Genomic DNA, 25,260 nt, shown 5'->3' with positions numbered 1-25,260 from the left:
GTTCTTAGGCGAGGGCAGGCTGCACGCACAAGTTCACACTGCAGACGTTTGTGCGCCGCCCTTGCAGGAAAAAGGCCGCAGCCGGCATAAATCTTTGCCGGCTGCGGCCTTTTTGCTCTTTGTCAATGTTTCAGAAGGATGTGCTTCCTGTCCTTATCGTGTCTGCTGCAGCAGCGCCTTATAGCGTCTTTTCTCCGATGGCGGGACGGAGAGAGCGTCCATCGCTTTTTCTGCCGTAATATCAAGATTCTTCATCAAGGCGCGAATCGAGAATATGCGCTCGGTTTCTATGCCGCGTTCGATGCCGCGCTCGATGCCGCGTTCGATTCCCTCTTGAAGTCCTTGCGATCTCGCTTCGTTTGTAAGTTCTTCTATCGCCCTGCTCATGGGTTCTGCTCCTTTCTCCGTCTGTTTAAAGTAACGCACGCGATTCGCCAGCACCTCGTGATACATATCTTCCGGACGTGTACAGCGGAAATCATGCATCAGTCTGCCCAGCGGCGTATCTTGTTCAACAATGGAAGTGTTGATATAGATGATGTGAGAGCCGTCGCGAAAAGTTTTGCCGCTTTCTTTTATGGTTCGTTCGATCGTATAAATCGGCCGCCCATCGCCTAATACATCGGTTTCTGTAATGAAAATTACATAAGATTCCGGCAGTGACGCATAGTCGTCGCCTGGGTGCAAGATGTTTGCATCCATAAGGCTGCTATGGTATCTTGCCCGATATTCTGCCGCACCTTTTTCTGCGCGTTGAATTTCGATGTTGAATTCTCGTCCGTCGGAAAAAGCATGAATGTCGAGGCGCAGGCTGCGCCCCTGCAGATTCTTTATTGTATCCTGCGTAATCACTCGTGTCGCCTTGAGATTTGGCTTATTTAAGATGATTTGCAAAGCAAGATCGACACAAGCCAAACTGTCTTGAAAAACGACGGTCATGAACTCATCATCGAGTAAGCGAAAACCTTTCAGCACCTCTGAGAATTTCCGCCGCCATTCTTCTTTGGCGTTTACGTCCATAGCGTAGTCTCCCGTGAAAATTTTGCTGTACTTATTATACTACAAAATTCTTTTCTGTCGCAACAACAACAAATAGGAAGGGGCTGCCGTATAAGTCCGATCGGACTTAACAGTAGCCCCTTCCTGTTTGCCCGGCCATTTATATGTCGCATATCGGCCGGCGGTCTGCTTGCTTATTTGCATTGCAGAAAGGATTCATCGTTTTTTCAAGCAGCGGAGGTTATCGTTTACGCCTTTTCCAGCAAGTCGAGGAGCTGCGCGATGTTCTTCTTGCCGAAATGGAGCGCGTTGTCGTCGTCGATGAAGAAGCACGGCACGCTCATGATGTTGTACTTTTCCTTGATTTCGGGGAAGAGTCCCAGATCGTAGACATCCGTCCTCACATGCGGGTTGAGCGTCGCAATGCGCTGGGCGCTTGTGACGAGCTCGGGGCACATCGTGCAGGAGAGGCTCACGAGCAGAGTGATATGGTGCTCCTTCGTGATGGCCTCGATGCGTGCGCGATCCTCGTCGGAGACTTTCTGTCCGGCGCTTGAGGCATTGTAAATGGCGAGAACGAAGCTGGTGAATTCATGCCCGCCGGGCACACCGTGGAAGGTGAGCCCGGCCCAGCTGCCGTCATCGTTGAGGACGCGCACGTTCGGCACGCCGATGCCGCCGGTGATTTCGACGGAAAGCTTGTCCGTCATTGCCGCGAGCTGCGTCATGAAGTCCAGAAGCTCGGTTGAATGGGGATCTTCACTCAGAGCGATTTCCAGGTGCAAAGGGCGTTCCATGCGTGCAAACACGGTCTTGAGCTGTTCTTTCATCTCAGCGGTGAAGGGACCGCTGGTGGAAGGTCCTTCTTTCTTGTCCCCCGTGTCCTTCGCCGTATGCTGCGGCGCGCGGCGCACCTGAAGGTGCGCCTTTCTGCCTGTTTTCTGCTCCATTTTGGCGGCATACTTTTCGATTTCGGTGGCGGCGAGAGCGCCGTCGCCCGTAGCCGTCACGACTTGGCGCAGCGGCTTGATGCAGACGTCGCCTGCCGCGTAAAGCCCTTCCATCGTCGTCTGCTGCTGACGATCGGTGACGACGTAGCCCTGCGGGTCGAGATCAGCGAGGCCGCGGACGAGGTCAGTCGAAGGCTGGTAGCCGGCGAATACGAAAACACCGAAGGAATCGCCGCCTTCGGGTGTAAAGACATTGCGTTCGCCTGTCGCGAGATTTTTCCATGTGAGACGTCGCGGCAGGGTATCGCCCTCGATGGATTCCACTTCCGCCTGAAAATGAATCGTGATCTTGTCATTTTCGCGTGCCGGCTGCGCCGTTGCAGGGGCGCAGGTGAAATCCTCCTCACGCACGAGAAGCGTCACATGCTTCGCGTACTTCGTGAGGAAAACGCTTTCTTCTGCTGCTGCAAAGCCGCCGCCGATGACGAAGACGTCCTTGCCCGTGAAGAACTCGCCGTCGCATGTAGCGCAGTAGGCAACACCGTGGCCGCGGAACTCCTCTTCACCTTTGAAACCGATTTGGCGCGGGTGTGCGCCCGTGGCGAGCAGCACGGCAAACGCCTCGTATTCACCCCGGCTCGTCTTGATCCGCCAGGTATCGCCCTTCTTTTCAAGAGAAGTGACCTCGGCCAGCAGGAACTCTGCGCCGAAGCCTTCCGCTTGGCGGTGCATCTTCGCCGTGAGGTCAGCGCCGCTTGTGGGGTCGCTGCCCGGATAGTTTACGACTTCCGCCGTCAGCGTGATTTGTCCGCCGAAGGTTTCCTTTTCCACGACGAGCACGCGGCAGCAGGCACGCGCCAAATAGATGGCGGCGGTCAGCCCCGCAGGGCCGCCGCCGATCACTACAGCATCATAGAGTTCGTTCTTTTCCTCTGCCATCTCAGAGCGCCCCCACGAGGTCGAGGGTCGGCTTCAGCGTCTCAGCGCCGGGCTGCCACTTCGCCGGGCAAACCTCATCGCCATGCTCGGCGACAAACTTGCAGGCCTGGAGCTTCCGCAGGAGCTCGTCGGCGTTGCGCCCGACATTGCCCGCGTTCACCTCGTAGGCGACGATCTTGCCCTCGGGGTTCACGATGAACGTGCCGCGCTCGGAAAGGCCGGCGTCTTCGATGAGCACTTCGAAGTCGCGCGAGAGGACATGCGTCGGGTCGGCGAGCATCGGGTAGGTGATCTTCTGGATGCGCTCGGAATGGTCGTGCCATGCTTTGTGCACGAAGTGCGTGTCGCAGGAAACGGAATAGACCTCGCAGCCGGTTTCCTTGAACTTCGCGTAATTGTTTTCGAGATCTTCCAGCTCCGTCGGGCAGACAAAGGTGAAGTCCGCCGGATAGAAGAAGAACACGCTCCACTTGCCGAGCACATCCGCCTTTGTTACCGTGCGGAACTCTTCGTTCTGGTAAGCCTGTACAGAAAAGTCGCCGATTTCTTTGTTGATTAATGACATAGTCAATCACTCCTATTGAATAATTATTATTGTTTACTTGATGAATATAGGATAACATACTCTCGGAATGTTGTCAAGGGGGTTTCCAGAATCTCTTCCGGGCGAGGAATGCGATTAACTGCAATTTGCCGCGGGACATCCTTGTTTGAGAAAGAGCGGATGAACGCAAGAAGCCGATGTCCCGGTATGCGGGAACATCGGCTTCTTGCGGACGCAGGGTATTGTCGCGCTGTTCTTTGGCGGAGCAGCTTAGACAGCCTTGCGCTCCGTGGTCGTCTCATGCGAGATGCGGCGGATGCGCTCAAAGGGGATGCCTTCAAACGCATAGCGTAAATCCAAATACCCATCAGTCATCCTAAATGAAACACGCTTGAGCGTGCGACCTTTCGAGTGCCTTTGGATTTTACGGATGTAGCGCTCTGCCTCTTTGACAGAAAGGGCGCCGCTCTCGATGACAACCGTAACGTTATCAATCATCATAAAAATCCCTCCAGCGGTGTTGCAACCGTGCTAACAAAAAGCTGTGGAATGAAATATCATTCTTCACGAGCCATGGTTTATTATACCGCAATCTTTTTAAAATGCAAGGTTTTTTTGCGCACCTGCCCAAAAGACCCTGAAAAGAATCTAAATATCGAGAAGAAAAACAAGGAAAAAGCAGAGAATATCAGGGGATTCAGGCGCTGCAGAAGGGTTTAGATAAAATACATCAAATTTTCTTCAGACTTTTGTCGGTTTGTTTCTTCGAGAAGGTCCCGAAGTGTTGTCTTTTGCAGCGCGGTGCGGATGGATTCGTCGAGAGGCTCATAGACGGCACTCTGCAGAGCGCGTTCCAGCTCCGGCCGCTTTTCTTCCACGGAGGCGGCTGTCTTCTCTGTCAGCGGCAGTTCGATGGACGAGAGGACATCCCAGGAGCTGATCTCCTGCGGCTGCTTTGCAAGCTGGTAGCCGCCCTGCGAGCCCTTGCTCGAAGTTACAAGGTGTGCGTGCTTGAGGAGGGAGAATACCTGCTCGAGATAAATTTTCGAGATGCCGAGGTTTTCGGAAATCGTCAATATGGTTGTCGGATTGTCCGATTGGCAGGCTTTTGCAAGAAAGACCATGGCGGCGAGACCATAGCGCCCCTTGGCAGAAATCTTCATATTATATGCCTCTTTTCATACGGTTTATCTATGCATTTATCTTAGCGGGGAAAAAGGAATTTGTCAATAACATAGCAATTAAATAGGCTTTTTCTGCCGGATGCTGCGGCGCTTTTATTAAGGAAGGAAAGGGGGGAGGGGAGAGAAAAAAATAAAGCCTATTGACATGCTAGGAAAAATATTGTAGACTATAACATATCAAACAGATATGAAAAATGTATGTTGTTTTGACATGGAGGAGGAAACAGCATGGCGAAAGTATATGACAGCGTGACGGAACTCGTTGGCGGAACGCCTCTTCTGCGCGCGGGAAATTTCAGCAAGAGAAATGGCAGCGGGGCGGATATTCTGGTGAAGCTTGAATATTTCAATCCGGCGGGCAGCGTAAAGGACCGCATCGCCCTGGCCATGATTGAGGAAGCAGAACGGGAGGGCGCCTTGAAGCCCGGCTCCGTCATCATCGAGCCGACGAGCGGCAATACGGGCATCGGCCTTGCGAGTGTGGCGGCAGCGCGCGGTTATCGCGCGATCCTGACCATGCCGGAGACGATGAGCGTCGAGCGGCGCAACCTCTTGAAGGCCTATGGCGCAGAGATCGTGCTGACGGACGGCTCGAAGGGCATGAAGGGGGCGATTGCCAAGGCGGAGGAACTGGCGAAAGAGACGCCGGATTCTTACATCCCGTCGCAGTTCACGAACCCTGCCAATCCTGAGATGCATAGGAGGACGACAGGCCCGGAGATCTGGGAGGCGACGGGCGGCAAGGTCGACTACTTCATCGCGGGCGTCGGCACGGGCGGTACGGTGACGGGCGTCGGCTCTTATCTGAAGAGCCGGAACCCTGCCGTGCGGGTCGTGGCGGTGGAGCCGCAGGATTCGGCTGTCCTGCGTCAGGGAAAGGCCGGCCCGCACAAGATTCAGGGCATCGGCGCGGGGTTTGTGCCGGAGACGCTGGATGTGCAGGTATACGATGAGGTCATTGCCGTCTCGAATGACGATGCGTTCCGCTGCGGCCGTGAGTTCGCGCGCACGGAGGGCGCTCTCGTCGGCATCTCCTCGGGGGCGGCTCTCGCTGCTGCGCTCGAGATTGCCCGCCGTCCCGAGGCGAAGGGCAAGACGATCGTTGCCCTGCTGCCGGATACGGGCGAGCGGTACCTTTCCACGGAGCTCTTCAACGATTGAGTTTTGGCGCGTGAGCCTTGCGAAGAATTGTGTTATGTGATAAGATAACACTGTTTTTAGCAAGGCAGCCCCTTTGGCGTTTTTGCTGAAGGGGCTTTTGTGTTGGGAGGGAAGACGATGAAACGCATGGGTTTTTTGGGCCCTTTGGGGACGCACAGCGAGGCGGCGGCTCTTTACTTGAACGGCCTCCTCGATGAGCCGCGCGAGATCCGTGCTTTTCCAGCGATTTTCCAGGCGCTTTCCGCCGTTGAGGAGGGGCAGGCGGAAAGCGCCCTCGTACCCGTCGAGAATTCTCTGGAAGGCTCGGTGAACATCACGCTCGATACACTGGCGCACAGCGATGTCTTCTCCCTGACACTGGAACTTATCTGGGGCGTAAGGAACGAGCTGATGGCGAAGTACCCGAAGGCGCGGATTCGGCGCGTCATTTCCCATGCGCAGCCGCTTTCGCAGTGCCGCAGCTATCTGAAAGCGCATTGTCCCGAGGCGCAGCTCGTCGCCGTTTCCTCGACGGCGGAGGCTGCGAGGCAGGTTGCCAAGAGCCGTCCGGAGGACGGGGCGGCGGCAATCTGCACCGCGCGTGCCGGGGAGATTTACGGGCTTTTGACGGTGGACGAGGACATACAGGATACGCTGACAAACTGCACGCGTTTTTTCCTCGTCGAGCGCGAGGGGGAGTGTCCTCCGCAGTTGCGCTTCCTTGAGGCGCATGCGCCTGTGCCGCAGAAGATTCTGGTCATCTGCCAGATTGACGGCAAGCGCGCGGGCAGCCTCTGCGAGGTGCTGCAGGAGTTTGCCTCGCGTTCCGTCAATATGGTGCGCATCGAGTCGCGCCCCGCACGCACGGAGCTCGGCGTCTATATCTTCTTCTTCGAGATCGAGGCTGTGGAGCGTGCGTCTCTTGCGGCTGCTATCGAAGCGGTGCGTGAAAAGAGCATCTGGCTGCGCACCCTCGGCCCCTTTCCGGTGCTGACGGCGGCGAATGTGCGTGCGCCGGGGGCGGCCGTCAGGGACGCTCCTGCGGGTTGATCCGTTGGGTGCGGTTAGGGCAGTCATTTATTTAAGCGTGTGATTCCCTCGTTTGAAAGGAGTTTGTTATGGTCATCATCATGAACCCGGATGCGACAGCAGAGAATATCAAAGAGGTCATTGCGGCCATCAACGGTGTGGGTCTTGAGGCCAAGATCATGGAAGGCGCCCAGCAGAAGATCGTCGGCGTCATCGGCGACAAGATGCGCATGGGCTCTTTGGCCATCGATGCGATGGACGGCGTTGAGCAGAGCGTCTCCATTTCTAAGAGCTATAAGCTTGCAAGCAGGGAGTTTCATCCGATGCCGACCGTCATCGATGTCGGCGGCATCAAGATCGGCGAGGGATTGCCCGTCGTCATGGCCGGCCCCTGCGCCGTTGAGTCCCGTGAACAGCTTATGGAAGCCGCCGAGATCGTCAAGAAGGGCGGCGCTCAATTCCTGCGGGGCGGCGCCTACAAGCCGCGCACCTCGCCGTATTCCTTCCAGGGCCTTGAAGAGGAAGGCCTGAAGCTTCTCGCCGAGGCGCGCGAAAAGACAGGGCTCAAGATCGTGACCGAGGTCACGGAGGTGGAAAACGTCGGACTTGTTTCTGAGTATGCCGACGTCCTGCAGATCGGTGCGCGCAATATGCAGAACTTCCGCCTGCTGAAGGAAGTCGGCCGCGGGAGCAAGCCTGTGATGCTCAAGCGCGGGTTGGCGGCGACGATCGACGAGTGGCTGAATGCGGCCGAGTACATCATGAACGAGGGCAACCCGAACGTGATTTTCTGTGAGCGGGGCATCCGCACCTACGAGACGTATACGCGCAATACGCTCGACCTCAGTGCTGTTGCTGCCATCAAGCATCTATCGCATCTGCCGATCATCTCCGATCCGAGCCATGGCACGGGAAAGTGGCGTTTCGTGCGCCCCATGGCGTTCGCTTCCATAGCGGCCGGTGCGGACGGTCTCATCATGGAGATGCACCCGAATCCGGCCAAGGCGCTGTCCGACGGCCCGCAGTCCCTGACGCCTGAGAGCTACTACGAGGTCATGCGCGGCGTGAAGAAGATCGCGCAGTTCATGCGGGATGAGAAGATCGAGCCGATGGATATTTAAGATCGGTTTCCGGCACGCGCTGCTCCCGTCTTAGGGGAAGGCTGCCGCGGCGAGCGGCGAAAGAAGCTGTTCGCCTCTTCGCCTATATGGTTTGCCCCCGCTCGGAGCTGTTCGAGCGGGGCTTTTTCATGACGTTTTGCCGCAGGACTGCAAGGGATGGCTATCGGAAGCGCCGATCAAATGAAGTCGCCCGGATGTGTGAAGATGGGTGGCTGAATTTGTCAGGGATTCCTACAGGAGATTTTGCTTTGGAGCGGAGGCAGACAAAGCAATATTCGGGTATTTCCGAAGCGACGGGATGGATGCTTTATACGCTTGTTTTCGGGGCGCTTTCTCGGGAGCGCATACAGAATGAGGGATGGGCAGACGGCGGAGGAATCGTGGCTGGAAGCTGCGTTTTGGAGAAAATGTAAACTTTTACCTCCAAGGAATTGACAGGCGGGAGCAAATGAGGTAAACTTAAGTTGATGAGAGTTCTTTCTAACGACAAATGATTGTTAGAAAAATATTGCAATAGTACGGCTTGGACAAAGGTGCAGCCGACAGGCAAGGAGGGAAAAACATGGTGATGCAGGAAGTGACGACGCTGCTGCGCGAAAAAGGATTCAAGGTAACGCCGCAGAGGCTTGCCGTCTACGACGTGCTCTGCCATACGACGGCGCATCCGACAGCGGATATGATTTACAGCGAGCTGCAGCCGACTTATCCGACGATGAGTTTGGCGACGGTTTACAAGACGCTGGACATTCTTGGCAAAGTCGGTCTTGTGCAGGCGCTGAATGTCGGCGAGGAGAGTTTCCGCTACGATGCGAATACGACGAGCCATCCGCATATTTGCTGCGTGGGCTGCGGCCGCGTAGACGATGTGTTCAAGGCCGATACGGGCGATCTTGTGGAGCAGGTGGAAACAGAAACGGGCTATGCCATTTCGGGCAAGCAGCTCTATTTCTACGGGCAGTGCCCGGCCTGCCAGAAGGCGGCGCATTGACGGAAGAGCGAGGCAAATAAAGTACAAACGCCCTTGGGCGGGAAGCGTGGCTTCTCTCCCAAGGGCGTTTTTTTGAAAAGGTTTTGCCGGGGCAGGTGCGGCATTTTGCGGTCGATGCTCTGCAAAGGCCGTTCAGAGCCTTTCGATCACGGCCTTTGTATATGCCTCGGTCGTCGCTGTGCCGCCGATGTCCGGGGTGAGCGTCTTGCCTGCGGCAAGCGTTTCATCCACGGCACGGCGAATGTTTTTCGCTGTTTCGTTCTGCCCGATATGCTCGAGCATCATGCAGGCGGACCAGAGGAAGGCGGTCGGATTTGCGATGTTCTTGCCCGCGATGTCGGGAGCGCTGCCGTGCACGGCCTCGAACATCGCCATGGTATCGCCGAGGTTGCTCGAGGGGAGGAGGCCGAGGCCACCGATGAGGCCGCTGGTGAGGTCGGATACGATATCTCCGTAGAGGTTCGGCATGACCATGATGTCGAAGACTTCGGGGTGCATGACGAGCATCATGCAGGCGGCGTCGACCATCTTGTCGTCGGCCTCGATGGAGGGGAATTCCTTGGCGACTTCGTAGAATACGGAGCGGAAGAGGCCGTCGGAGAGCTTCATGATGTTGGCTTTGTGTACGCAGGTGACCTTTTTGCGCCCGTGGGCGGCTGCATAACGGAAGGCGGCGCGGCAGATGCGCTCGCTCTTTTCCCGCGTGATGATCTTAATGGCGTGAACCGTGTCGGCATCGATTTCTTTTTCCACGCCGACATAGAGATCTTCCGTGTTTTCACGGAAGGTGACTAAATCGACATGGGGGAAGGGCGTCTTGACGGCCTGATTCGATTTGGCGGGACGGATGTTCGCGTAGAGGTCGTATTTCGTCCGCAGCGTGACATTGAGGGAGCGGAAGCCTTTGCCGACGGGCGTCGTGATGGGGGATTTGAGAAGGACGCGCGTGTTTTCAAAGGAGGCGAGGCCGGCTTCCGGAATCAGGGCGCCGTTCCTTTCGTATTCCGCTTCGCCGACGGGGAAGATTTCACAGGAGAGCCCTGCGCCTGCCTTGTCGAGGATTTCCAGAACGGCGTCCGTGATTTCAGGACCGATGCCGTCGCCTTTGAATACTGTGATTTTCGTTGCCATTCAGCGTGCCTCCCTTGGTACATAATCCGCCATGCTGCCGACGTACTTGGCAGCCGGGCGGATGATGCGGCTGTCGTAGAGCTTGTGCTCGACGTTGTGCGCGATCCAGCCGACGGTGCGTGCGAGAACGAAGAGCGGTGTGAAGAGGTCGCGCGGTATGCCCAGCAGCTCATAGGCGAGCCCGCTGTAAAAGTCGATGTTGCTCGACATGCTCACGCCCTTTTTCTCGCTCAGGTAACGCTTGGCGACGGCTTCGAAGCGAACGAAGAAGTCGAATTTTTTCCCGAGACCCTTCCTTGCTGCAAGTTTGCCGACATACTGGCGGATGATTTCGGCACGCGGGTCGGAGAGCGTGTAGACGGCATGGCCGATGCCGTAGACAAGCCCCGAGGGGTTGTCGAGTTCCCCTGCCATCAGGCGCTCGATGACGCGTTCGATGGCCGCTGTATCCGCATCCAGGCCGATGGCTTCGATGACCTTGTCCATCATGTTGGCGACGCGTACATTGGCGCCGCCGTGGCGCGGCCCCTTCAGGGAGCCGATGGAGCTGGCGATGGCTGAGTAGAGGTCGGTGTCCGTCGAGGCGACGACGACATTGGTGAAGGTGGAGTTCGTGCCGCCGCCGTGATCGGCGTGCAGCAGGAGCAGGATGTCGAGCAGCTGCGCTTCGGTTCGCGTGAATTTGCCGTCGAGGCGCAGCATGGAGAGGATGTTCTCGGCCGTGGAATAGCCTTGCTGCGGGTAGTGGAGCACGAGGCTTTCGCGGCCGAAATAGTGGGTCTTGGCGTTGTAGGTGTAACAGGCGATGGAGGGCAGCTTGGCCATGATGTCGATGCCCTTGATGAGCGTCTTGTAGACATCGGTGGCATCGGGGTCCCGGTCGTAGTTGTAGAGTGCGAGAATGGACTGCTGCAGCTGGTTCATGAGGTTCTTTCCCGGATGGTGCAGGAGGTGCGTTTCCAGAAAGCCTTCGGGCAGCTCGTAGCCTTCCTTGAGTCCCTGGCAGTAGCGCCGGAGATCTTCCTCGGTCGGCAGGTAGCCGAAGAGCAGCAGGAAACAGGCTTCCTCGTAAAGATAGGAGGAGTGCTCCGCCGTCTTCACCATATCCATGACGTTGATGCCGCGGTAGAAGAGCTCGCCGTCCGCGTCGATCTTGTGGCCGTTCTCGTCGAGCTTGTAGCCGACGACATCGGCGATGCGCGTAAGGCCGATGAGGACGCCTGTCTTGTCCTCGTTTCTGAGGCCGCGCTTCACGTTGTATTTTTTGAAGAGTTCCTTGGGGATATCCGTATAGTTTTGCGATTTGCCGTAAAATTGCGCGAGGTGGATTGCTTTGTCCATGACGTTAGCCCCTTTCCAAATGAGCGAATAAGCACAAATGCATTATAGCACTTTGCTTAGATATATAAAATAGGTTATTGCTCCTATAATAAAATAGCATAGAAGTATTGACGCTCGCTCCTCTTTGTGATAAGTTCTTTATGTGAAAAGCAACATCGATAAAGGGAGTGTACTGCATGACGGTAAAGGCATGGACATTGACGGAGAAGATTCTCGCGGAGCATCTCGTGACGGGGACGATGGAGAAGGGTGCGCCCATCGGCATCCGCATCGACCAGACGCTCACGCAGGACGCGACGGGTACGATGGCGTATCTTCAGCTCGAGGCGATGGGCGTCGGCCAGGTGAAGACGGAGCTTTCCGTCAGCTATGTCGACCACAACACGCTGCAGAGCGGCTTTGAGAATGCCGACGATCACAAATACTTGCAGACGGTTGCCAAGAAGCACGGCATCCTCTTCTCGCGCCCCGGCAACGGCATCTGTCATCAGGTGCATCTCGAGCGTTTCGGCAGGCCGGGCGCGACGCTTCTGGGCAGCGATTCGCACACGCCGACGGGCGGCGGCATCGGCATGCTCGCCATCGGTGCGGGCGGCCTCGACGTGGCTTGCGCCATGGCGGGTGAACCCTTTATGCTGAACATGCCGCGTGTCGTCGAGGTCCGCCTGCTGGGCGCCCTGCAAAAGGGCGTGAGCGCGAAGGACATCATCCTGAAAGTTCTTTCGCTTCTTACGGTCAAGGGCGGCGTCGGCAAGGTCATCGAGTATACGGGGCCGGGCGTCGCGACGCTTTCCGTGCCGGAGCGCGCGACGATCACCAATATGGGCGCAGAGCTCGGAGCTACGACATCGGTCTTCCCGAGTGACGAAACGACGCGCAGCTTCCTGCGCCGCGAAGGGCGTGAGGATGTTTTCCGGCCGCTGGCGGCGGACGAGGGTGCCTGCTACGACGAGAGCCATACCATCGATCTCGCGGAGCTTGAGCCGCTCATTGCCATGCCGCATATGCCCGATGTGGTCAAGACGGTGCGTGAGGTCGCGGGGCAGAGCATCGACCAGGTGGCTATCGGCAGCTGCACGAACTCTTCCTATCGCGATATCATGACGGTAGCCTCGATCCTCGAGGGGCAGCATGTCGCGCCGCATGTCTCGCTGGTGCTTTCGCCCGGCTCGCGTCAGGTGCTTCAAATGGTGACGGAGGCGGGCGGCCTGCAGAAGATTCTTTCCGCCGGTGCAAGGCTCTTGGAGTGTACCTGCGGCCCGTGCATCGGCATGGGGCAGTCGCCCGTGACAAATGCCTGGTCGCTGCGCACGTTCAACCGCAATTTCAAGGGACGGAGCGGCACGCTTTCCGCCAATGTCTGTCTTGTTTCGCCGGAGACGGCGGCCGTGAGCGCCATCAAGGGCGTCATCGCCGATCCCAGGGAGGCGAGCTTCGAACTGCCGGAAGAGCCGGCGGTCTTCCTCGTGGACGACTCGATGATTTACGCGCCGGAAAAGGAGCATCCCGAGCGCGTCGAGGTCGTACAGGGCCCGAACATCAAGCCGCTGCCGGAAAATACGCCGCTCGCCGCATCCGTGGAAAAGGAAGTCGTCATCAAGGTGGGCGACAATATCACGACCGACCATATCATGCCGGCAGGAGCTAAGGTGCTGCCTTACCGCTCGAATATCGGGAAGATTTCCGAATTCGTCTTCCGTGATGTGCAGGAGGGCTTCAAAGAGCACTGCCAAAAGGTGGGAGGCGGCATCATCGTCGCAGGCGAAAACTACGGGCAGGGATCGAGCCGTGAACACGCGGCGCTTGCGCCAATGTATCTCGGCATCAAGGCCGTGTTGGCGAAGAGCTTCGCACGCATCCATGCTGCAAATCTCGTCAACTTCGGCATCGTTCCCCTGCTGTTCGAGACGGCAGAGGACTACGACGGCATCGAGGAGGGCGACGTACTCTTCCTCGACTTTGCATCGCTCGCACCGGGAAAGTCCGTCAGGGTCGAGAACCGTACGAAGAAGAAAAGCTTCCATGCCCGCCACAACCTTTCGCCGCTCGATATCGAGCTTCTGCAGGCGGGCGGCAAGCTCAATTATATTAAGAATAAGCAGAAGGCATAAAGGAAGCACTGATAAATTCAGCCACCCATCTTCACACATCTGCACTGTCCTCTCGTCGTCGACAAATCCTCGACGTAGCACCGCTACGCCTGTGGTTTGTCTCCTCGATAGATACAGCGCATCTGTGCAAATCTGGGCGACCTCATTTTATCAGCGCTTCCTAAAGGTTCGAGCCGCGAATCTTGCCTGTGCCTCCTTCCGCCGCAGTGCGGCCGGGAGCCGAAGCCACCTGTTTTCCGAAAGGGCAGGGGGCTTCGGCTTTTTCTTTTTCTCCGGATGCTCCGGATCCCCACTGCTTCTTTTATAAGTCGAAAGTATCATGTATACAAATAAAATTAAGAGCAAGGTTTCACTTAAGAGTAGATTTTTCCAGAATGGCATAGTATAATATAGAAAAACAAGAAGGATTCTATATGTTTGCGGGCGATTCCTATATATTGGAAGCCTGGTTATCTAGTCCCAGAGGAGGGGATATTTTGCGAGGAAGCGACATGGGGATGCATATCTCCCTGCTCTATCGGTACAGCCAGAGTTATTTCAATGCGGCCTTGAAGAAGTATGGGCTCGGCAGCGGCCAATATATTTTCCTGCTGCATCTTTTGGATAATGAGGGCATCAACCAGGAGCGGCTGGCGCAGATGGTGAAGATCGACAAGACGACGGCGGCGCGCGCCGTTGCGAAGCTTGTCGAGGCGGGCTATATAAGCCGTACGGTCAGCGAGAACGATCGCCGCGCCTATGTGCTTCGGACGACGAAAAAAGCGCAGGGCATCAAAAAGGAGCTGAGGAAGGCCAGCGACCGTTGGCAGAAGCTCCTGACGCGGGGCTTCTCGGAAGAGGAATGCCGTCAGATGGGCGGGCTTTTGGAGCAGGCGATGAAAAATGCTGTCGAAGACGAGCGCATGGAGAGAGCGCGGTATTCTGTCTGAAACGTCCTGCTGTGATCCGTTTGCACGCCGTCTGTTCCGGTGCAGCGTGCAGAGTCGCCGTTCCTGCACCGCGCCGTCCCGCTCGCTGCGGTCATTTGGATAAAGAAGCGAAAAAGGCAGCCCTGCATCATCCGATATACGGTATGATGCAGGGCTGCCTTTTTTGTACCGTTCCTCTGTCCCTTAGAATTTTCCGCCGCCGCCGCCGTGGCTTTCGTCGCGGCTGGAGGAGGTTTCTTTTTTCTTGGGTTTTTCACGTCGGGTGACGTTCATATAGAGGAAGGTATCGCGGTTTTCTGTCAGGCTGAAGCTCTCCTGATTGAGGTAGGCGTCGGCTTCGGTCGCCGCCGTCACATTGCTCATCGAGCCCATGAGGCTGCTGCGCACGAGCCAGAACACGCCGCCCGCAAGCAAGACGGCAATGCCGAGTGCGAGCAGGCTGAAACCTGCCTTGGGGTCGAAGGGCTTGCCCTCTTTTTCGTAGTAGGTGAGCATTTCGTCCGCCGTGGCGGCATAGGCGCCGAATGCCTCAGCATAACGGTTCTGGGAGAGAGCGGGGAGGAATTTGTCGGAAAGGTGGCCCTGGCCGACCTTGTCGGTGATGCGCTCACGCATCTTTGTGTCCGTTGCGATGTACCAATCGCGCTCCTTCATGTCGAGGACAAGAGCCATGGCGCCGTTTTCCGCGCCTGGGGCGATCTTGTCGACGAGTTTGTTGGCAGCGTCGCCGGCCTTCTGTCCCTTGAGATCCTTCGAGGTATAGACGGCGATATGAACCTTATGCTTCTTCTCTAGGTCCACCAGGGTGTTTTCAAGGGAGTTCTTTTCTTGTGCGGAGAGGAGATCGGCCTCGTCCATGACGCGCATCTGCACCTGTTCGGCTCCCTTGGCTGTCTTGGCTGCCGCTTCGGCCGCAGCAGGGGAGATGACGAGCGCGAGGAGGAAGAAGGAGAGAAGGACGGCGCTGAAGAAGCTTCTTTTCTTGTTGTTCATGTGCAGCCCTCCTTATATGCTTCCCAAAACGAATTTTGCGATGAAGTAGAGGATCGGCACGCTGACGAGGGAAGCGACGAGCGGGTAGAGCATGGCCTTCCGCTTGTCGATGGGCAAAGAGCCGACGACCTTTCCCGTCTGACCGTTCATCATGAAGGTGTACGGCTTATTTTCGTACTTCGTCGTGAGAATCCAGACGGGCACCATGGCGTAACTGACCGTGCCGTCCTCCTTGATGATGCATGGCTCGCCTTCAAGCGTGCGGCGCGTGTAGCCTTCGACGGTGCTTTCGAGGACGCCGAGGGCGCTTTCTGTGACGCGCTTGTCGGCGCGCGGGGCGGAAGCCTCGGCATCGACGTCGTACTTGTCGGCTAGAAAGCCTGTGAAGTAGGCGGCGGAGAAGGGGACAAGATCCCCGTAATCGAAGGGTTCGATGCTCTCCATATAGGTGTCGTCCATGCGTTCGCTGCCGTCGACGGGGATGCGCTCGAACTTCATTGAGCCGCTGCGCTCGCAGCTGTAGACGCTTGTTTCCGTAATGACTTCGTCCGCCGTTTCGTAAACCCTGTCGTTTTCCGCACGGAAGGACGCGCTGGCTGTGACGGCGGAGTCAAAGAGCCAGAACGGCACGTACATCGCCTGAATTTCCTTGATGCGGTTATTGGACTTGAAAGCGTCGGGCAAGAGGTAGCGTTTCTCGTAGAATTTCTTGAGAGCCGCAATGGCCTCTTCCTTCGTCTTTTTGAAGGGGATGACATAGTCGGGCTTGAGCATGCCGTGGAACTGCTGCGGCATCATGTTCGGGCTGCCGCAGTAGGCGCATTCGGTCGCCATCGTGTTGCCGTCGGAAACGAGCTCGGCGCCGCAGGAGGAGCAGGTCTGCAGCCGCATGGCGCCCGCTTCCTGCTCGTCCCATTCGCTGCCCGCGCCTTCGGTGTTCCAGCGCGAATCCCGGGCTTCTGCGGCAAGGCGTGCCTTTTCCTGCTCACGCTCGAACAGTGACTCGACTGTTTCGACAGCAAGCTCCGTCGAGCAATACTCGCATGTCACATGGTCGTGTCCCGGCAGGAAGGAGAGCGGCGCACCGCAGTTGGGGCATTTATAGCTTACGGATGTATCGGGCATTTACTTCACCTTGCTTTTCACTGGGGGCAGCAGCGAGCCGGTCTCGGACGCCGGTTCGCTGCTGCTTGTTTTATTTTTTCAGGTCACATCGTTTTCATCGAAGGGATCGCCGCACTGCGGGCAGAACTTCGGCGGATGCGTCGGATCTGCCGGCTGCCAGCCGCATTTGTCGCAGCGGTAGAGAGGCGCTCCGGCCGGCTTCGGCTTGCCGCAGTTGGCGCAGAACTTGCCTTGGTTCGTCGAGCCGCAGGCGCATGTCCAGCCGTCCGCCGCCGGCTGCGGTTTGCCGCAGTTGGCGCAGAATTTGCCCGTGTTGCCGCCGTGTCCGCAGGCACAGTTCCAGGATCCGGCAGGAGCCGGCTGTGGCTTGCCGCAGCCCGCGCAGAACTTGCCCGTGTTGCCCGTCTGGCCGCAGGCGCAGTTCCAGCCGCCGGCGGCGCCTTGCTGCTGCGGCTGCTGCTGCGGGGCGAGCGGATTGCCCTGCGGCGCCTGTCCGCCTGCAGGGCCGAAAGCGCCCATGGCTCCCATGCCGGCATTTCCGGCCATGCCCATGCCCATGAAGCCGAAGGCGCCGCCCATGCCGGCCTCGTTGCCGGCTGCCGTGCGCATGGCGTCCGCCGTCGCCGTCGCTAGGCGGCCGGCGCGCAGGTTCGGATCGCTCATAATGGCGCTGTCCTGGATCTCCTTGATGCGCTTCTCATCCTCTTCATCCGCCTTGACGCTCGATACACCGAAGGAAACGATCTCGATGCCGCGCTTCTTGCCCCAGTCCTCGGACAATTCCTCGGACAGCTCGTTCTTGATGTCCCGCGTGTAGTTGATGAGCTGCGTGTAGCGGATGCCCTTGGCCGATATGCGCCCGAAGGCAGGCTGCAGTGCAGTCAGAAGCTCGCTCTTGAGCTGGGAGTCGATCTCGCTTCTCGAATAGACGCCCTCGACATTGCCGCAGACATTCGTATAGAACAGAATCGGGTTCGTGATGCGGTAGCTGTACTCGCCGAAGCAGCGAATGTTTACGTTCATCATGTACTGCCCGATCATCGTTTCAAATTGGATGGACTGAGGCGTGCCGTATTTATTGCCCATGATTTCCTTCGTATTGAAGTAGTAGACGCGCTGATCTTTTGGCGCGTCGCCGCCGAAGGTGAAGCGTTTGCCGATGTTCTGGAAGACGGCTTTGAGATCGTTGGCGAGGTCACCGCCAAAGATGGTCGGCTCCGTTGAGCTGTCGTAGGTGAACTCGCCCGGCTGGGCGCAGATTTCGACGACTTTGCCCTGTTCCACAATGATCATGCACTGGCCTTCGTTTACGGCAACGATCGAGCCGCTCGTGATGATATTTTCCTCGCCCGAGGTGTTGGAACTGCGCCCGCGCGAACTCGTGCGCTTCTGCCCCTTGGCGACAAGGGAATCCTTGTCGAGGCTGTCGCAGTAGAAGAATTCTTTCCATTGGTCGGACATGACGCCGCCTGCGGCGCCCATTGCTGCTTGGATCAAGCCCATGGTGTTTGCCTCCTTCTTGCTGGGAGATGATTTTACAGAGTTCCTTTTCTAAATATTATAGCATATAAATGAAAAAAGTGTGCTGTAGCGAATGACAGGTTGGCAAAGAAAATTGCCGCTGCACCGTCAGAGCTGTATGCTCGCATAGCCCTTTTCCGCCGCCTCGACGGCAAGACCGATGATGCTCTTGTGGCCGGTCTTGACGAGCATGTTGCTGATGTGGAAGCTCACGGTGCGCTTCTTGATGCCCAGCTCCTCCGCGATCTCGCTGTAGCTCATGTTGCGGCAGACGAGCTGCAGGATCTCGATCTCGCGCTCTGTCAGCTGCGTGTCCGTGTAGCCGAAGGAAGAGCCGCCCCGCGCATCGGGGTAGATATGGCCGCCCGCCATCGTTTCGCGAATGCAGTCGGCAAAGGCCTCGCTGGAGGATTCCTTGTAGATGAAACTGTCCGCGCCGGCATCCTTGGCCCAGTCGAGAAAAGCGATTTCCTGCATGCCCGTCATGAGGATGATGCGGATCTTGGGAAAACGGGCTTTCAGGCGCTCGCAGATCTGTATGCCGCTGGTGCGTCCTTCCATGCAGATGTCCATGAGCACGAGGTCGGGGCGGAAGCGGCAGCAGGACTCTTCCGCCAGTTCGGAAAGGGTACAGGTTCCGATGACTTCGATGTCGGGCAGGGGGTCGAAAATCTTGGCGAGCCCCTCGAGCAGGATCTTTTGGTCGTCAACGAGAAGGATTTTTATCATGCTTTTTTTCACCTACCTTTGCGGCAATTTCAAAGTATGGCTCTGTCGTGACGGCGAGCTGGCCGCCGATTTCGTCCAGGTGCTGCATCATGCCCTTGAGGCCGCCGCCCGGGGAGAGGCCGTGCGGGCAGCCGAGGCCGTTGTCGCGCACGCGCAGGCATCTTTCAGAGATTTCGATGAAGATTTCGTTGGCACGCCCGTGGCAGACGGCGTTACTCAAGGCCTCGCGAATGATGGCGGCAAAGGCCTGGGCGCGGCGCATATTGCGCGGCAGGCTGCCCGAGAGACTGAGCTTCACGCCGAGGCTCCTGTAGGTGTCGAGCATATCGGCGAGAAGCGTTTCGGGGGGCGGCTCCTGGCCGAGCGGCACGGCCTCGAGAAGGGCGTCGATATGCACGATGGTATCGAGGATGTCCTTCGGGGCAGGACTGGCGAGGAGCTGCTGCAGCATGCTGATGCGCTGCCCGAGGATGTCGTGCACGCGCGTGGTGATTTCCAACAGGGCGCGGTGACGCTCCGTTTTTTCGAGGGTTTTCAGAAGCTTTTTCTGCTCGTCGGCGCGGGTCTCCAGCAGCGCGTTCTTTGCCTCAAGCTCCTGCGTCACGGCATCGAGCTCCGTGACACAGGAGGCTGTCATCTGCCAGCCTTCCAGGCCTTCTGTCAGCTGCATGCGCTGCACGAGCCAGGAATCCCCGGAGCTGAAACGGAAGAGGAAGGCATCTTTCTGCACCTTCTTTTCCGCCAGAGAAGGGTGGTCGAATTCCTGCAGCGCTTCCCAGAAGGCGTTGAAGCTGCGGAACTGTTGTTGGAAAAGCCTCTCCATGAAGCGCAGCATCGCGATGTTTACAAGCACGACAGCGCCCTGCCTGCGGGCGAAGAGCACGCCCTCGGGCAGGAGGTCGAGCCCCTCTCGGATGGAGGCTGCCGTGACTTCATAATGGAGCAGGGTTCGCTCGCGAAAGGCTAGAAAGATGAGCCGCAGAGCGAGAAGCAGCGTGGCCAGGAAAGCGCTCCAGGGAAGGGCGCTGTCCGCAAGCGGCAGGATGAGGAGCCCGGCGGCAGCGAGGGGCAGGGAGAGGAGGACGCTGCTCTGCCAGGAAAAGGCGCCTGCGAGCAGCGCGAAGCTGCCGATGAAGAAACGTTCCGTCTCAAGCCAGGTGCTGTGTGCAAAGCCGAGGCGCAGGGAGTTCCAGAAACCGCCGAAGAGAAGAGCGACGGAAAGCAGTACGGCGAGTGCCGCCAGCTCCGGCAGGGTGCGGCGGCCGCCTTGACGCCCCTGGAGGAACGGCCCCCAGAAGAGGGCGAAGCTTTCACCGATGAGGGTGAAGCAGGCGAGGAGGATGAAGAAAAGATTGGCCCAATAGCCATAAGAGGTCAGGGCTTCCATGGGTTGTGTTCCTCCTCTTCCGTCTTGCCTTCGGCAGTGGCTGCGCTTTCCTTTCCAGTGGGCGCGGCGCCCCGCACGAGGAGCGAATTTGCGTGGCCGAGGTCGCGCAGCACGATTTTTGCCTTGTAATGGCAGCGGTTTTTCTCCAGCCACGGGATGAGCCAGACCGTTTTCTCGAAAAGGAAGGAGGCCTGTGGCTGTTCTTCGAGGGAAAAGCGGCAAAAGGCATCGGGCAGTCCCCGGTCGGCGGCTTCGGCGAGAAATTCGGCGAAGAAGTCGAAAAGGGTCAGGGCGTTCTCGGCACAAAGCGGGTGATCCAGCCGCCATTCCACGCCGACATGGAGCCCGAGGGGGCGCAGGTAGGAGCAGGTTTCCGAGACGGCCATCGAAAGCTCGTCCGGGCGTATACTCCCGTTTTCCTGCCCCTTGAGAAAGAGTACGCAGCGTTTCTTGAGGTAGGAGGAAAGCACATTGATTTGTCGGATGAGGCGTGTGGCATCCTCCGTGTCCGTGCTCTCCATAAGGCGCGCTCGGAAGTCGCGCAGCAGTGGGCGTTTGCTTTCGAGTATGGTTTCAAGTTCCTCGGCGAGCTGCTTCTTGAGCGTGAGCGCCAGGTGCTTCTTGCCTATGCGGCGCTTCTCATGTAAAAGGGCGTTGAAGCGCTGCAGGGCGTCGCGCAGAAGAGCGAGCTGGCGTTGGCGGCGATGCAGGCGGCGCATGTCCTCGTGCCAGACGATGGCGCCGCCGTGGATCGCCATGCGCGAGATGCGGCTCTCGTTCTCGTTGGCGCATCCGGGCGCGGCGGAAGCGAAGATGATGTTTCCCGCCGTATCGACGAGTTGCATGTTGAGGCGCGAGTGGGAAAAAAACTTCTGGTGGCTGCTGTTCGAAGGCATCAGTCCCGTCCGCAGGCAGAGTTCCATGAGGAGCAGGAAGAAAAGCGCCGTTACGCAGGTGATCTCCAACAGCTGAATCCACGGATGATATTGATAGGCTATGGAGTAATAGATGAAGAGGGCGAAGAGGAGGAAGGGCAGACTCATCGAGAGACGCAGGATCTTCTGCTGCTCCGCTTTTTCGAGCAGCAACAGGAGCGCCGCGAGAATTTCGCTGAACCAAAGCGTCCAATAGGCATAGGCGCCCCAGGCGAGTTTTTCCTGCCACTGCAGATTTGCAGCGTCCCAGGTGAAAATGAAGAACTGCTCGTGGAAGTCGTTGCAGAGAATCAAAAAAGAGAGAAAGAGGTTCAGGCCGAAGACGGACTTGAGCCAGCGCGGCATCTTCCGGTCGAGCACGTCTTCGTCCGACGCCCAGGCAATCCAGAGGAGGGAGACGGGCAGCGCCGCGCGGAAGATGTAGAAGAGATACCACTGTATATGGTGCAGTGCGATATCGTCCGTGAGAGCGAGAATTTTCGCGATGCGGACCATCTCCCAGAGGAGGAGCATGATGACGAGCAGCACGACGGCACGCCGCGTGCCGCGGTGCAGCACGCGCTGCCAGAGGCTCGCGCCCCAGAGAACGGTGAGGACGAGGGAGAGGACGAGAAGCGTGAAGCGTTCGTGCGGCTCCCGCGGCACAAGGACGGGGCGGGCCAGGATTTCCCTGTGGTAAAGCCTGTTCGCCAGAGCGGCGTCGCGCAGGAAGGCGTCCGCGTCCGCAATGCGCACGGCGCCGGCAGGGATTTTGATAGGGCAGCCGGCCGCAGCGAGTTCGGCGGACAGGCTGTCGTCGAAAACGAGGGGCTGGTGCGAGAGCAAGCCTTTGGAAAAGGCGAGCGTCCCCTCCTGGGGCAGGCAGATCCGCAGAGGTGCGCCGCGGCGGATCAGCTGCTCCGCCTGATGCGCAAAAAGCACATAGACGTCGCCGCCGCCGTCTGCCTGCGCCATGCTGTACTGGTTGGCGCGCTGCACGGGGTAGAACTTGAGCCGGCGCTCTTCTTTCAAGCGGACGAGAAGGGAGAATGCCCCTTCCAGATGCGGCTCGTTGGAAAGCCCGCGTGCAAGTGCCAGGGAAAAGATTTCGCGTTCCGGTGCGTCGCCGGGCAGCACGATCGTGACGCCTTCGGCGAGATCCGCCCAGCCTTCCACGGGAACAGGGCATCTTTCGTCCACGGCGAGCACGACGACGGCAGAAAAGTGCGGGTACCAGTAAATCTCTTCGGGATCGCTGGCAAGGAAACGCTGCGCCTGAAAGCCGTAGGCCTCAACGGCGTCGAAGCGCCTGTCCTGGAAGAGCTCGAGCAGGCTGCCCGGCCGCCCCTGTGCTTCTTTGATCTCGGGGCAGGCGCGGCGCAGCGCATCGATATAGACCGGGCCGAAGGTTTTCTCGTAGGCGAGCGAGGCAGATGACGCCGTGCCCGGAAAGAGGAGGAGCGAGACGGCAAGTCCCGTGAGAAATGCGGCGAGAAGAGCCTGGGTGGCAAGGACGGGCAGAGGCCGCAGGGAGCGGGCAGGACGGGCAAAGACAAAGCGCTTGATCCGGAGGCGTGTCAGAAGCAAAAAAAGAGCCGCAGGAAAAACGCCTGTGCAAGCCTCGCCGTCTCGTTCAAGCCTTTTCATCGCCGCCCTCCAAATTCACCGTGCGCGTCTTTGTGTGCATTGTGTACATACTTTATTTCTCTTGTAACATTGAAAAATCCTTGTGGAAAAAGAAGTTTTGCCCTAGGAGTTTTGTCTAAACTTTTTTTAACATATACCCATTCGCCTTACATGGAGGAGGCCAATCGTGATACAATATGCAATGCAAATGTTGGAACGGCAGAGGGAGGTTTTTTTGTGCGACGGATTGGATGCGGCTTGCTTTGGCTGCTGTCCCTTTTTTGCATGTTTTTGCCTTGCGTCGAGGCGGCGCAGGAGAAAGCGGAGGCGCCTCGGCTGCGGGCAAGAGGGGCGGCAGTTGAGGACGGGACCTCCCCGTATGCCGCTTATGAGGGACGGTCAGCCGGCAGGGAGGAAGCGTCTGAGGAAAAGGAGCCGTCCGCCCTGCAAACGGCAGCTTCGGCGCAGGAGGCGGCTGCTCCGGAGCCGGATGAAGCCGCGTCCTCAGAAAGCGGGCGGACAGAGGCAAAGGAGCGTTATCCGAAGTTTGAGCTTTCCGGCGAGTATCGCTGGCTCTTTGGTGAAGGGCGTATGGAACTGCCCGAGGCGCACCGGAAAGAAAAGACGCTGCTCGCTACGCGGCGACTGCGTCTTTTTCCGCTGCTTCATTTGGACAAGGAGTGGAGCCTGCGGACGCAGCTCGAGGACATCCGTTACGACAAGGATCCCGCCGGAACGCCGCATAAGAGCGACCGACGGCTCTATCTTTCGCGGTTTTACATCGAGCATACGACACGGCACGCGACGAAGCTCAGCGTTGGCAGGTTCAATTTTATGGCGCTCGACGGCAATGCCTTTGACCGGCGCGTTGAAGGTGTGCGCTATCGCTTCGGCGACGGGGTGAAGGTGGGGCGAGCCTCTGTTTTTTATGGGCGCACGGTGGCACGGGAAGCGGGAAAGAGAAAGCGCGGCCTAATCCTTTCCTATGAGCAAAGGCGGCAGAAGTGGCAGGGCGGCGTCTATTATTTCGACTTGAAAAGCGAAGCCGCGCCGCTGACCCTGCAGGAGGCGCGGAAAAAACCGCTCTCCCTGGGCAATGCCTTTGATCGCCAGCGCGCCTTGGAGATGTATGCTTCCTATCGTTTTGACAAGCACCGAAGCTTCTCACTGGAATGGCTGCACGGCTGGGCGCGGACGGAGCTCGACGGCTGGACGGGACGGGGCGACGGCTTTGTCGCCACGCTGCATCTGCGACAGCCGCCCGACCTGGAGCGTCCCGGCGACTACGGCCTCTGGATCAGCTACTATCATCAGCCGCGTGCGACGTTCATCGCGCATACGATGGATGCCGACCCTACATTCTTTGGCCGCGCGGGCTTTTGCGGCTGGGGTGCGCGCGCCGATATCGTCCTGGCGCGCGGCCTTGTCCTGGCGATCGAGGGCTTCGACTTGAAGCCGGCGCAGCCGGAAACGCCCCTTTTCGGCCCGATTTCCTACCGGGGGGCGCGGCAGCGCGTGCTGGGCATGAGCGCCACAGCGTATTTTTGAGGAAGCGAGGATAAAATGAAGCGCGTCAGGTTGGTGCACATTTTTCCTCCGCTCAAGGAGCTGCACTGGCTGCGCAGCGGGGCTATGTGGAGGATTTGCCGATGCAAAGAAGGCAGAAAAGGCGTGCCGGGATGGAAGCGCTGAATTTATCCACGCTTCCTTAACAGGATATGTTTTTCTGGCAATGCACTTGCAAAGCAAATGAATATTTCATATAATAAGCTTATTGAATTGGTCGACTAGAGTTCTTCCATGTTGTGCAAACGGGAACAGAAAGGGGTATACGCTATGGCAAACAAGGGAAATATGACGCTTCGCATGGAGCCGGAACTCAAGCTGCAAGCTGCGGAGCTCTTTAAGGCATTGGGGATGGATTTAAGCACGGCTACAGGTATTTTCTATCGTCAGGCTCTGCGCTGCCATGGCCTTCCTTTCGTGGTGAAGCTGGATGAGCCGAATGAAGTTACCTACAGGGCGATGGCTGCTGCGGAAAAGGGTGAGGATATGCACGGGCCTTTCGACAGTGTTTCCGAAATGATGGAGGCACTTGATGCTTAGGCTGGCGTTCTCAGGTCAATTTAAACGTGATTACAAGTTGGCCGTCAAACGCGGCTGCGAGATGAAGAAACTGGAAACTGCCGTCGAGTTTTTGCGCAGAGAGCAGTCTTTGCCGGAAGAATATCGCGATCATGTACTGGTGAATTCAAGGAACTACAAGGGTATGAGGGAATGCCATATTGAACCGGACTGGCTCCTGGTGTATAAGATTGTGCAGACTGCGCGCACTTTGCAGCTGGTTCGGACGGGGACGCACAGCGATTTGTTTTAAGGAAGCGCTGATAAAATGAAGTTCGTCAGATTGGTGCAGATTTTTCGACTTGCCAAGGAGGAAAACCGGACGCATAGCGGGGCTATGCGGAGGATTTGCCGACGCAGGCAGGGCGGAAAAGATGCAACAAGATGCCGGTGCTGAATTTATCAGCGCTTCCTTAAGCATGCTTCACCGGTACA

General features: G+C 57.8%; 23 protein-coding genes. 10 read left to right on the top strand and 13 right to left on the bottom strand.

The features are described 5' to 3' along the window. Window positions 1-153 precede the first annotated feature (153 nt). The 5 genes from ACRTGH_RS02800 to ACRTGH_RS02780 all read right to left on the bottom strand — a co-directional run bounded on the left by ACRTGH_RS02800 (window position 154) and on the right by ACRTGH_RS02780 (window position 4,595). Window positions 154-1,020, bottom strand: a complete 867-nt coding sequence (locus ACRTGH_RS02800; protein WP_368846984.1) for an Rpn family recombination-promoting nuclease/putative transposase — start codon at window positions 1,018-1,020, stop codon at window positions 154-156. 227 nt (window positions 1,021-1,247) lie between these two features. Continuing rightward, window positions 1,248-2,888 (bottom strand): FAD-dependent oxidoreductase, encoded by a 1,641-nt coding sequence (locus tag ACRTGH_RS02795; protein ID WP_368846985.1) that lies wholly within the window; start codon window positions 2,886-2,888, stop codon window positions 1,248-1,250. A 1-nt stretch (window position 2,889) separates the two neighbouring features. Next, window positions 2,890-3,453 (bottom strand): alkyl hydroperoxide reductase subunit C, encoded by a 564-nt coding sequence (ahpC, locus tag ACRTGH_RS02790; protein WP_368846986.1) that lies wholly within the window; start codon window positions 3,451-3,453, stop codon window positions 2,890-2,892. A 249-nt stretch (window positions 3,454-3,702) separates the two neighbouring features. Continuing rightward, a complete protein-coding gene (locus ACRTGH_RS02785) occupies window positions 3,703-3,933 on the bottom strand; it encodes a ferredoxin (protein ID WP_368846987.1) in 231 nt (76 codons plus the stop codon). 215 nt (window positions 3,934-4,148) lie between these two features. Continuing rightward, window positions 4,149-4,595 (bottom strand): RrF2 family transcriptional regulator, encoded by a 447-nt coding sequence (locus ACRTGH_RS02780; RefSeq protein ID WP_368846988.1) that lies wholly within the window; start codon window positions 4,593-4,595, stop codon window positions 4,149-4,151. Window positions 4,596-4,844: 249 nt separating this feature from the next. On the opposite strand from ACRTGH_RS02780, the gene cysK reads away from it, so the two are divergent. From cysK to perR, 5 genes are all read left to right on the top strand, one after another. Continuing rightward, window positions 4,845-5,777 carry a cysteine synthase A gene (gene cysK, locus ACRTGH_RS02775; RefSeq protein WP_368846989.1) on the top strand — a complete coding sequence of 311 codons (933 nt, stop codon included), beginning with the start codon at window positions 4,845-4,847 and terminating at the stop codon, window positions 5,775-5,777. Between the two features lie 117 nt (window positions 5,778-5,894). Further along, the gene (gene pheA, locus ACRTGH_RS02770; RefSeq protein ID WP_368846990.1) at window positions 5,895-6,806 is read left to right on the top strand and encodes a prephenate dehydratase; all 912 of its coding nucleotides are present in this window, start codon (window positions 5,895-5,897) and stop codon (window positions 6,804-6,806) included. A 68-nt stretch (window positions 6,807-6,874) separates the two neighbouring features. After that, the gene (aroF, locus tag ACRTGH_RS02765) at window positions 6,875-7,906 is read left to right on the top strand and encodes a 3-deoxy-7-phosphoheptulonate synthase (protein ID WP_368846991.1); all 1,032 of its coding nucleotides are present in this window, start codon (window positions 6,875-6,877) and stop codon (window positions 7,904-7,906) included. Between the two features lie 248 nt (window positions 7,907-8,154). Next, on the top strand, window positions 8,155-8,319 hold the full coding sequence (locus ACRTGH_RS02760; RefSeq protein WP_368846992.1) for a hypothetical protein: 165 nt from the start codon (window positions 8,155-8,157) through the stop codon (window positions 8,317-8,319). A 149-nt stretch (window positions 8,320-8,468) separates the two neighbouring features. After that, window positions 8,469-8,894, top strand: coding sequence for a transcriptional regulator PerR (gene perR, locus ACRTGH_RS02755; RefSeq protein ID WP_368846993.1), 426 nt, complete (start codon window positions 8,469-8,471; stop codon window positions 8,892-8,894). A 132-nt stretch (window positions 8,895-9,026) separates the two neighbouring features. Here the strand turns inward: perR and ACRTGH_RS02750 are convergent, their stop codons facing one another. Then, window positions 9,027-10,025: an isocitrate/isopropylmalate dehydrogenase family protein gene (locus ACRTGH_RS02750; protein ID WP_368846994.1), complete on the bottom strand. Its 999-nt coding sequence runs from the start codon at window positions 10,023-10,025 to the stop codon at window positions 9,027-9,029. Continuing rightward, a complete protein-coding gene (locus ACRTGH_RS02745; RefSeq protein WP_368846995.1) occupies window positions 10,026-11,366 on the bottom strand; it encodes a citrate synthase in 1,341 nt (446 codons plus the stop codon). Between the two features lie 176 nt (window positions 11,367-11,542). Here ACRTGH_RS02745 and ACRTGH_RS02740 point away from each other — a divergent pair, with 176 nt between their 5' ends. Both ACRTGH_RS02740 and ACRTGH_RS02735 read left to right on the top strand, forming a co-directional pair. Further along, window positions 11,543-13,477 (top strand): aconitate hydratase, encoded by a 1,935-nt coding sequence (locus ACRTGH_RS02740; RefSeq protein ID WP_368846996.1) that lies wholly within the window; start codon window positions 11,543-11,545, stop codon window positions 13,475-13,477. 476 nt (window positions 13,478-13,953) lie between these two features. Then, window positions 13,954-14,406 carry a MarR family winged helix-turn-helix transcriptional regulator gene (locus ACRTGH_RS02735; RefSeq protein ID WP_368846997.1) on the top strand — a complete coding sequence of 151 codons (453 nt, stop codon included), beginning with the start codon at window positions 13,954-13,956 and terminating at the stop codon, window positions 14,404-14,406. Window positions 14,407-14,589: 183 nt separating this feature from the next. Here ACRTGH_RS02735 and ACRTGH_RS02730 read toward each other — a convergent pair whose 3' ends face one another. The 6 genes from ACRTGH_RS02730 to ACRTGH_RS02705 all read right to left on the bottom strand — a co-directional run bounded on the left by ACRTGH_RS02730 (window position 14,590) and on the right by ACRTGH_RS02705 (window position 22,722). Then, a complete protein-coding gene (locus tag ACRTGH_RS02730) occupies window positions 14,590-15,399 on the bottom strand; it encodes a TPM domain-containing protein (RefSeq protein WP_368846998.1) in 810 nt (269 codons plus the stop codon). A gap of 12 nt (window positions 15,400-15,411) precedes the next feature. Continuing rightward, the gene (locus tag ACRTGH_RS02725; protein ID WP_368846999.1) at window positions 15,412-16,524 is read right to left on the bottom strand and encodes a TFIIB-type zinc ribbon-containing protein; all 1,113 of its coding nucleotides are present in this window, start codon (window positions 16,522-16,524) and stop codon (window positions 15,412-15,414) included. A 78-nt stretch (window positions 16,525-16,602) separates the two neighbouring features. Next, window positions 16,603-18,027: an SPFH domain-containing protein gene (locus ACRTGH_RS02720; protein ID WP_368847000.1), complete on the bottom strand. Its 1,425-nt coding sequence runs from the start codon at window positions 18,025-18,027 to the stop codon at window positions 16,603-16,605. A 126-nt stretch (window positions 18,028-18,153) separates the two neighbouring features. Beyond that, window positions 18,154-18,774 carry a response regulator gene (locus ACRTGH_RS02715; protein WP_368847001.1) on the bottom strand — a complete coding sequence of 207 codons (621 nt, stop codon included), beginning with the start codon at window positions 18,772-18,774 and terminating at the stop codon, window positions 18,154-18,156. Beyond that, window positions 18,752-20,161, bottom strand: a complete 1,410-nt coding sequence (locus ACRTGH_RS02710) for a sensor histidine kinase (protein WP_368847002.1) — start codon at window positions 20,159-20,161, stop codon at window positions 18,752-18,754. The genes ACRTGH_RS02715 and ACRTGH_RS02710 overlap by 23 nt, the downstream gene beginning before the upstream one ends. Then, the gene (locus ACRTGH_RS02705; protein ID WP_368847003.1) at window positions 20,149-22,722 is read right to left on the bottom strand and encodes a hypothetical protein; all 2,574 of its coding nucleotides are present in this window, start codon (window positions 22,720-22,722) and stop codon (window positions 20,149-20,151) included. Before ACRTGH_RS02705 ends, ACRTGH_RS02710 begins: the two co-directional genes overlap by 13 nt. A gap of 216 nt (window positions 22,723-22,938) precedes the next feature. Between ACRTGH_RS02705 and ACRTGH_RS02700 the strand changes: the two genes are divergently transcribed. The 3 genes from ACRTGH_RS02700 to ACRTGH_RS02690 all read left to right on the top strand — a co-directional run bounded on the left by ACRTGH_RS02700 (window position 22,939) and on the right by ACRTGH_RS02690 (window position 25,078). Beyond that, the gene (locus ACRTGH_RS02700) at window positions 22,939-24,249 is read left to right on the top strand and encodes a hypothetical protein (protein WP_368847004.1); all 1,311 of its coding nucleotides are present in this window, start codon (window positions 22,939-22,941) and stop codon (window positions 24,247-24,249) included. Window positions 24,250-24,537: 288 nt separating this feature from the next. After that, window positions 24,538-24,807: a type II toxin-antitoxin system RelB/DinJ family antitoxin gene (locus ACRTGH_RS02695; RefSeq protein ID WP_368847005.1), complete on the top strand. Its 270-nt coding sequence runs from the start codon at window positions 24,538-24,540 to the stop codon at window positions 24,805-24,807. Beyond that, the gene (locus tag ACRTGH_RS02690; protein WP_368847006.1) at window positions 24,800-25,078 is read left to right on the top strand and encodes a type II toxin-antitoxin system YafQ family toxin; all 279 of its coding nucleotides are present in this window, start codon (window positions 24,800-24,802) and stop codon (window positions 25,076-25,078) included. Before ACRTGH_RS02695 ends, ACRTGH_RS02690 begins: the two co-directional genes overlap by 8 nt. Window positions 25,079-25,260 lie beyond the last annotated feature (182 nt).

Origin of the sequence: Selenomonas oralis (assembly GCF_051603425.1) — a bacterium.
In the GTDB taxonomy this organism is placed as follows: Bacteria; Bacillota; Negativicutes; order Selenomonadales; family Selenomonadaceae; genus Selenomonas; species Selenomonas sputigena_A.
Note: the sequence above shows the minus strand (reverse complement) of the source record. Positions and strands in the feature narration are given on the sequence as shown.

Excerpts from the sequence above, each read along its gene's own strand:
- ACRTGH_RS02690 (WP_368847006.1), top strand. The coding sequence starts at position 24,800 with ATGCTTAGGCTGGCGTTCTCAGGTCAATTTAAACGTGATTACAAGTTG.
- ahpC (WP_368846986.1), bottom strand. The coding sequence starts at position 3,453 with ATGTCATTAATCAACAAAGAAATCGGCGACTTTTCTGTACAGGCTTAC.
- ACRTGH_RS02720 (WP_368847000.1), bottom strand. The coding sequence starts at position 18,027 with ATGGGCTTGATCCAAGCAGCAATGGGCGCCGCAGGCGGCGTCATGTCC.
- ACRTGH_RS02750 (WP_368846994.1), bottom strand. The coding sequence starts at position 10,025 with ATGGCAACGAAAATCACAGTATTCAAAGGCGACGGCATCGGTCCTGAA.
- cysK (WP_368846989.1), top strand. The coding sequence starts at position 4,845 with ATGGCGAAAGTATATGACAGCGTGACGGAACTCGTTGGCGGAACGCCT.
- ACRTGH_RS02730 (WP_368846998.1), bottom strand. The coding sequence starts at position 15,399 with ATGAACAACAAGAAAAGAAGCTTCTTCAGCGCCGTCCTTCTCTCCTTC.
- ACRTGH_RS02725 (WP_368846999.1), bottom strand. The coding sequence starts at position 16,524 with ATGCCCGATACATCCGTAAGCTATAAATGCCCCAACTGCGGTGCGCCG.
- ACRTGH_RS02740 (WP_368846996.1), top strand. The coding sequence starts at position 11,543 with ATGACGGTAAAGGCATGGACATTGACGGAGAAGATTCTCGCGGAGCAT.
- ACRTGH_RS02710 (WP_368847002.1), bottom strand. The coding sequence starts at position 20,161 with ATGGAAGCCCTGACCTCTTATGGCTATTGGGCCAATCTTTTCTTCATC.
- ACRTGH_RS02715 (WP_368847001.1), bottom strand. The coding sequence starts at position 18,774 with ATGATAAAAATCCTTCTCGTTGACGACCAAAAGATCCTGCTCGAGGGG.
- ACRTGH_RS02745 (WP_368846995.1), bottom strand. The coding sequence starts at position 11,366 with ATGGACAAAGCAATCCACCTCGCGCAATTTTACGGCAAATCGCAAAAC.
- perR (WP_368846993.1), top strand. The coding sequence starts at position 8,469 with ATGGTGATGCAGGAAGTGACGACGCTGCTGCGCGAAAAAGGATTCAAG.
- ACRTGH_RS02695 (WP_368847005.1), top strand. The coding sequence starts at position 24,538 with ATGGCAAACAAGGGAAATATGACGCTTCGCATGGAGCCGGAACTCAAG.
- pheA (WP_368846990.1), top strand. The coding sequence starts at position 5,895 with ATGAAACGCATGGGTTTTTTGGGCCCTTTGGGGACGCACAGCGAGGCG.
- ACRTGH_RS02785 (WP_368846987.1), bottom strand. The coding sequence starts at position 3,933 with ATGATGATTGATAACGTTACGGTTGTCATCGAGAGCGGCGCCCTTTCT.
- ACRTGH_RS02705 (WP_368847003.1), bottom strand. The coding sequence starts at position 22,722 with ATGAAAAGGCTTGAACGAGACGGCGAGGCTTGCACAGGCGTTTTTCCT.
- ACRTGH_RS02780 (WP_368846988.1), bottom strand. The coding sequence starts at position 4,595 with ATGAAGATTTCTGCCAAGGGGCGCTATGGTCTCGCCGCCATGGTCTTT.
- aroF (WP_368846991.1), top strand. The coding sequence starts at position 6,875 with ATGGTCATCATCATGAACCCGGATGCGACAGCAGAGAATATCAAAGAG.
- ACRTGH_RS02795 (WP_368846985.1), bottom strand. The coding sequence starts at position 2,888 with ATGGCAGAGGAAAAGAACGAACTCTATGATGCTGTAGTGATCGGCGGC.
- ACRTGH_RS02800 (WP_368846984.1), bottom strand. The coding sequence starts at position 1,020 with ATGGACGTAAACGCCAAAGAAGAATGGCGGCGGAAATTCTCAGAGGTG.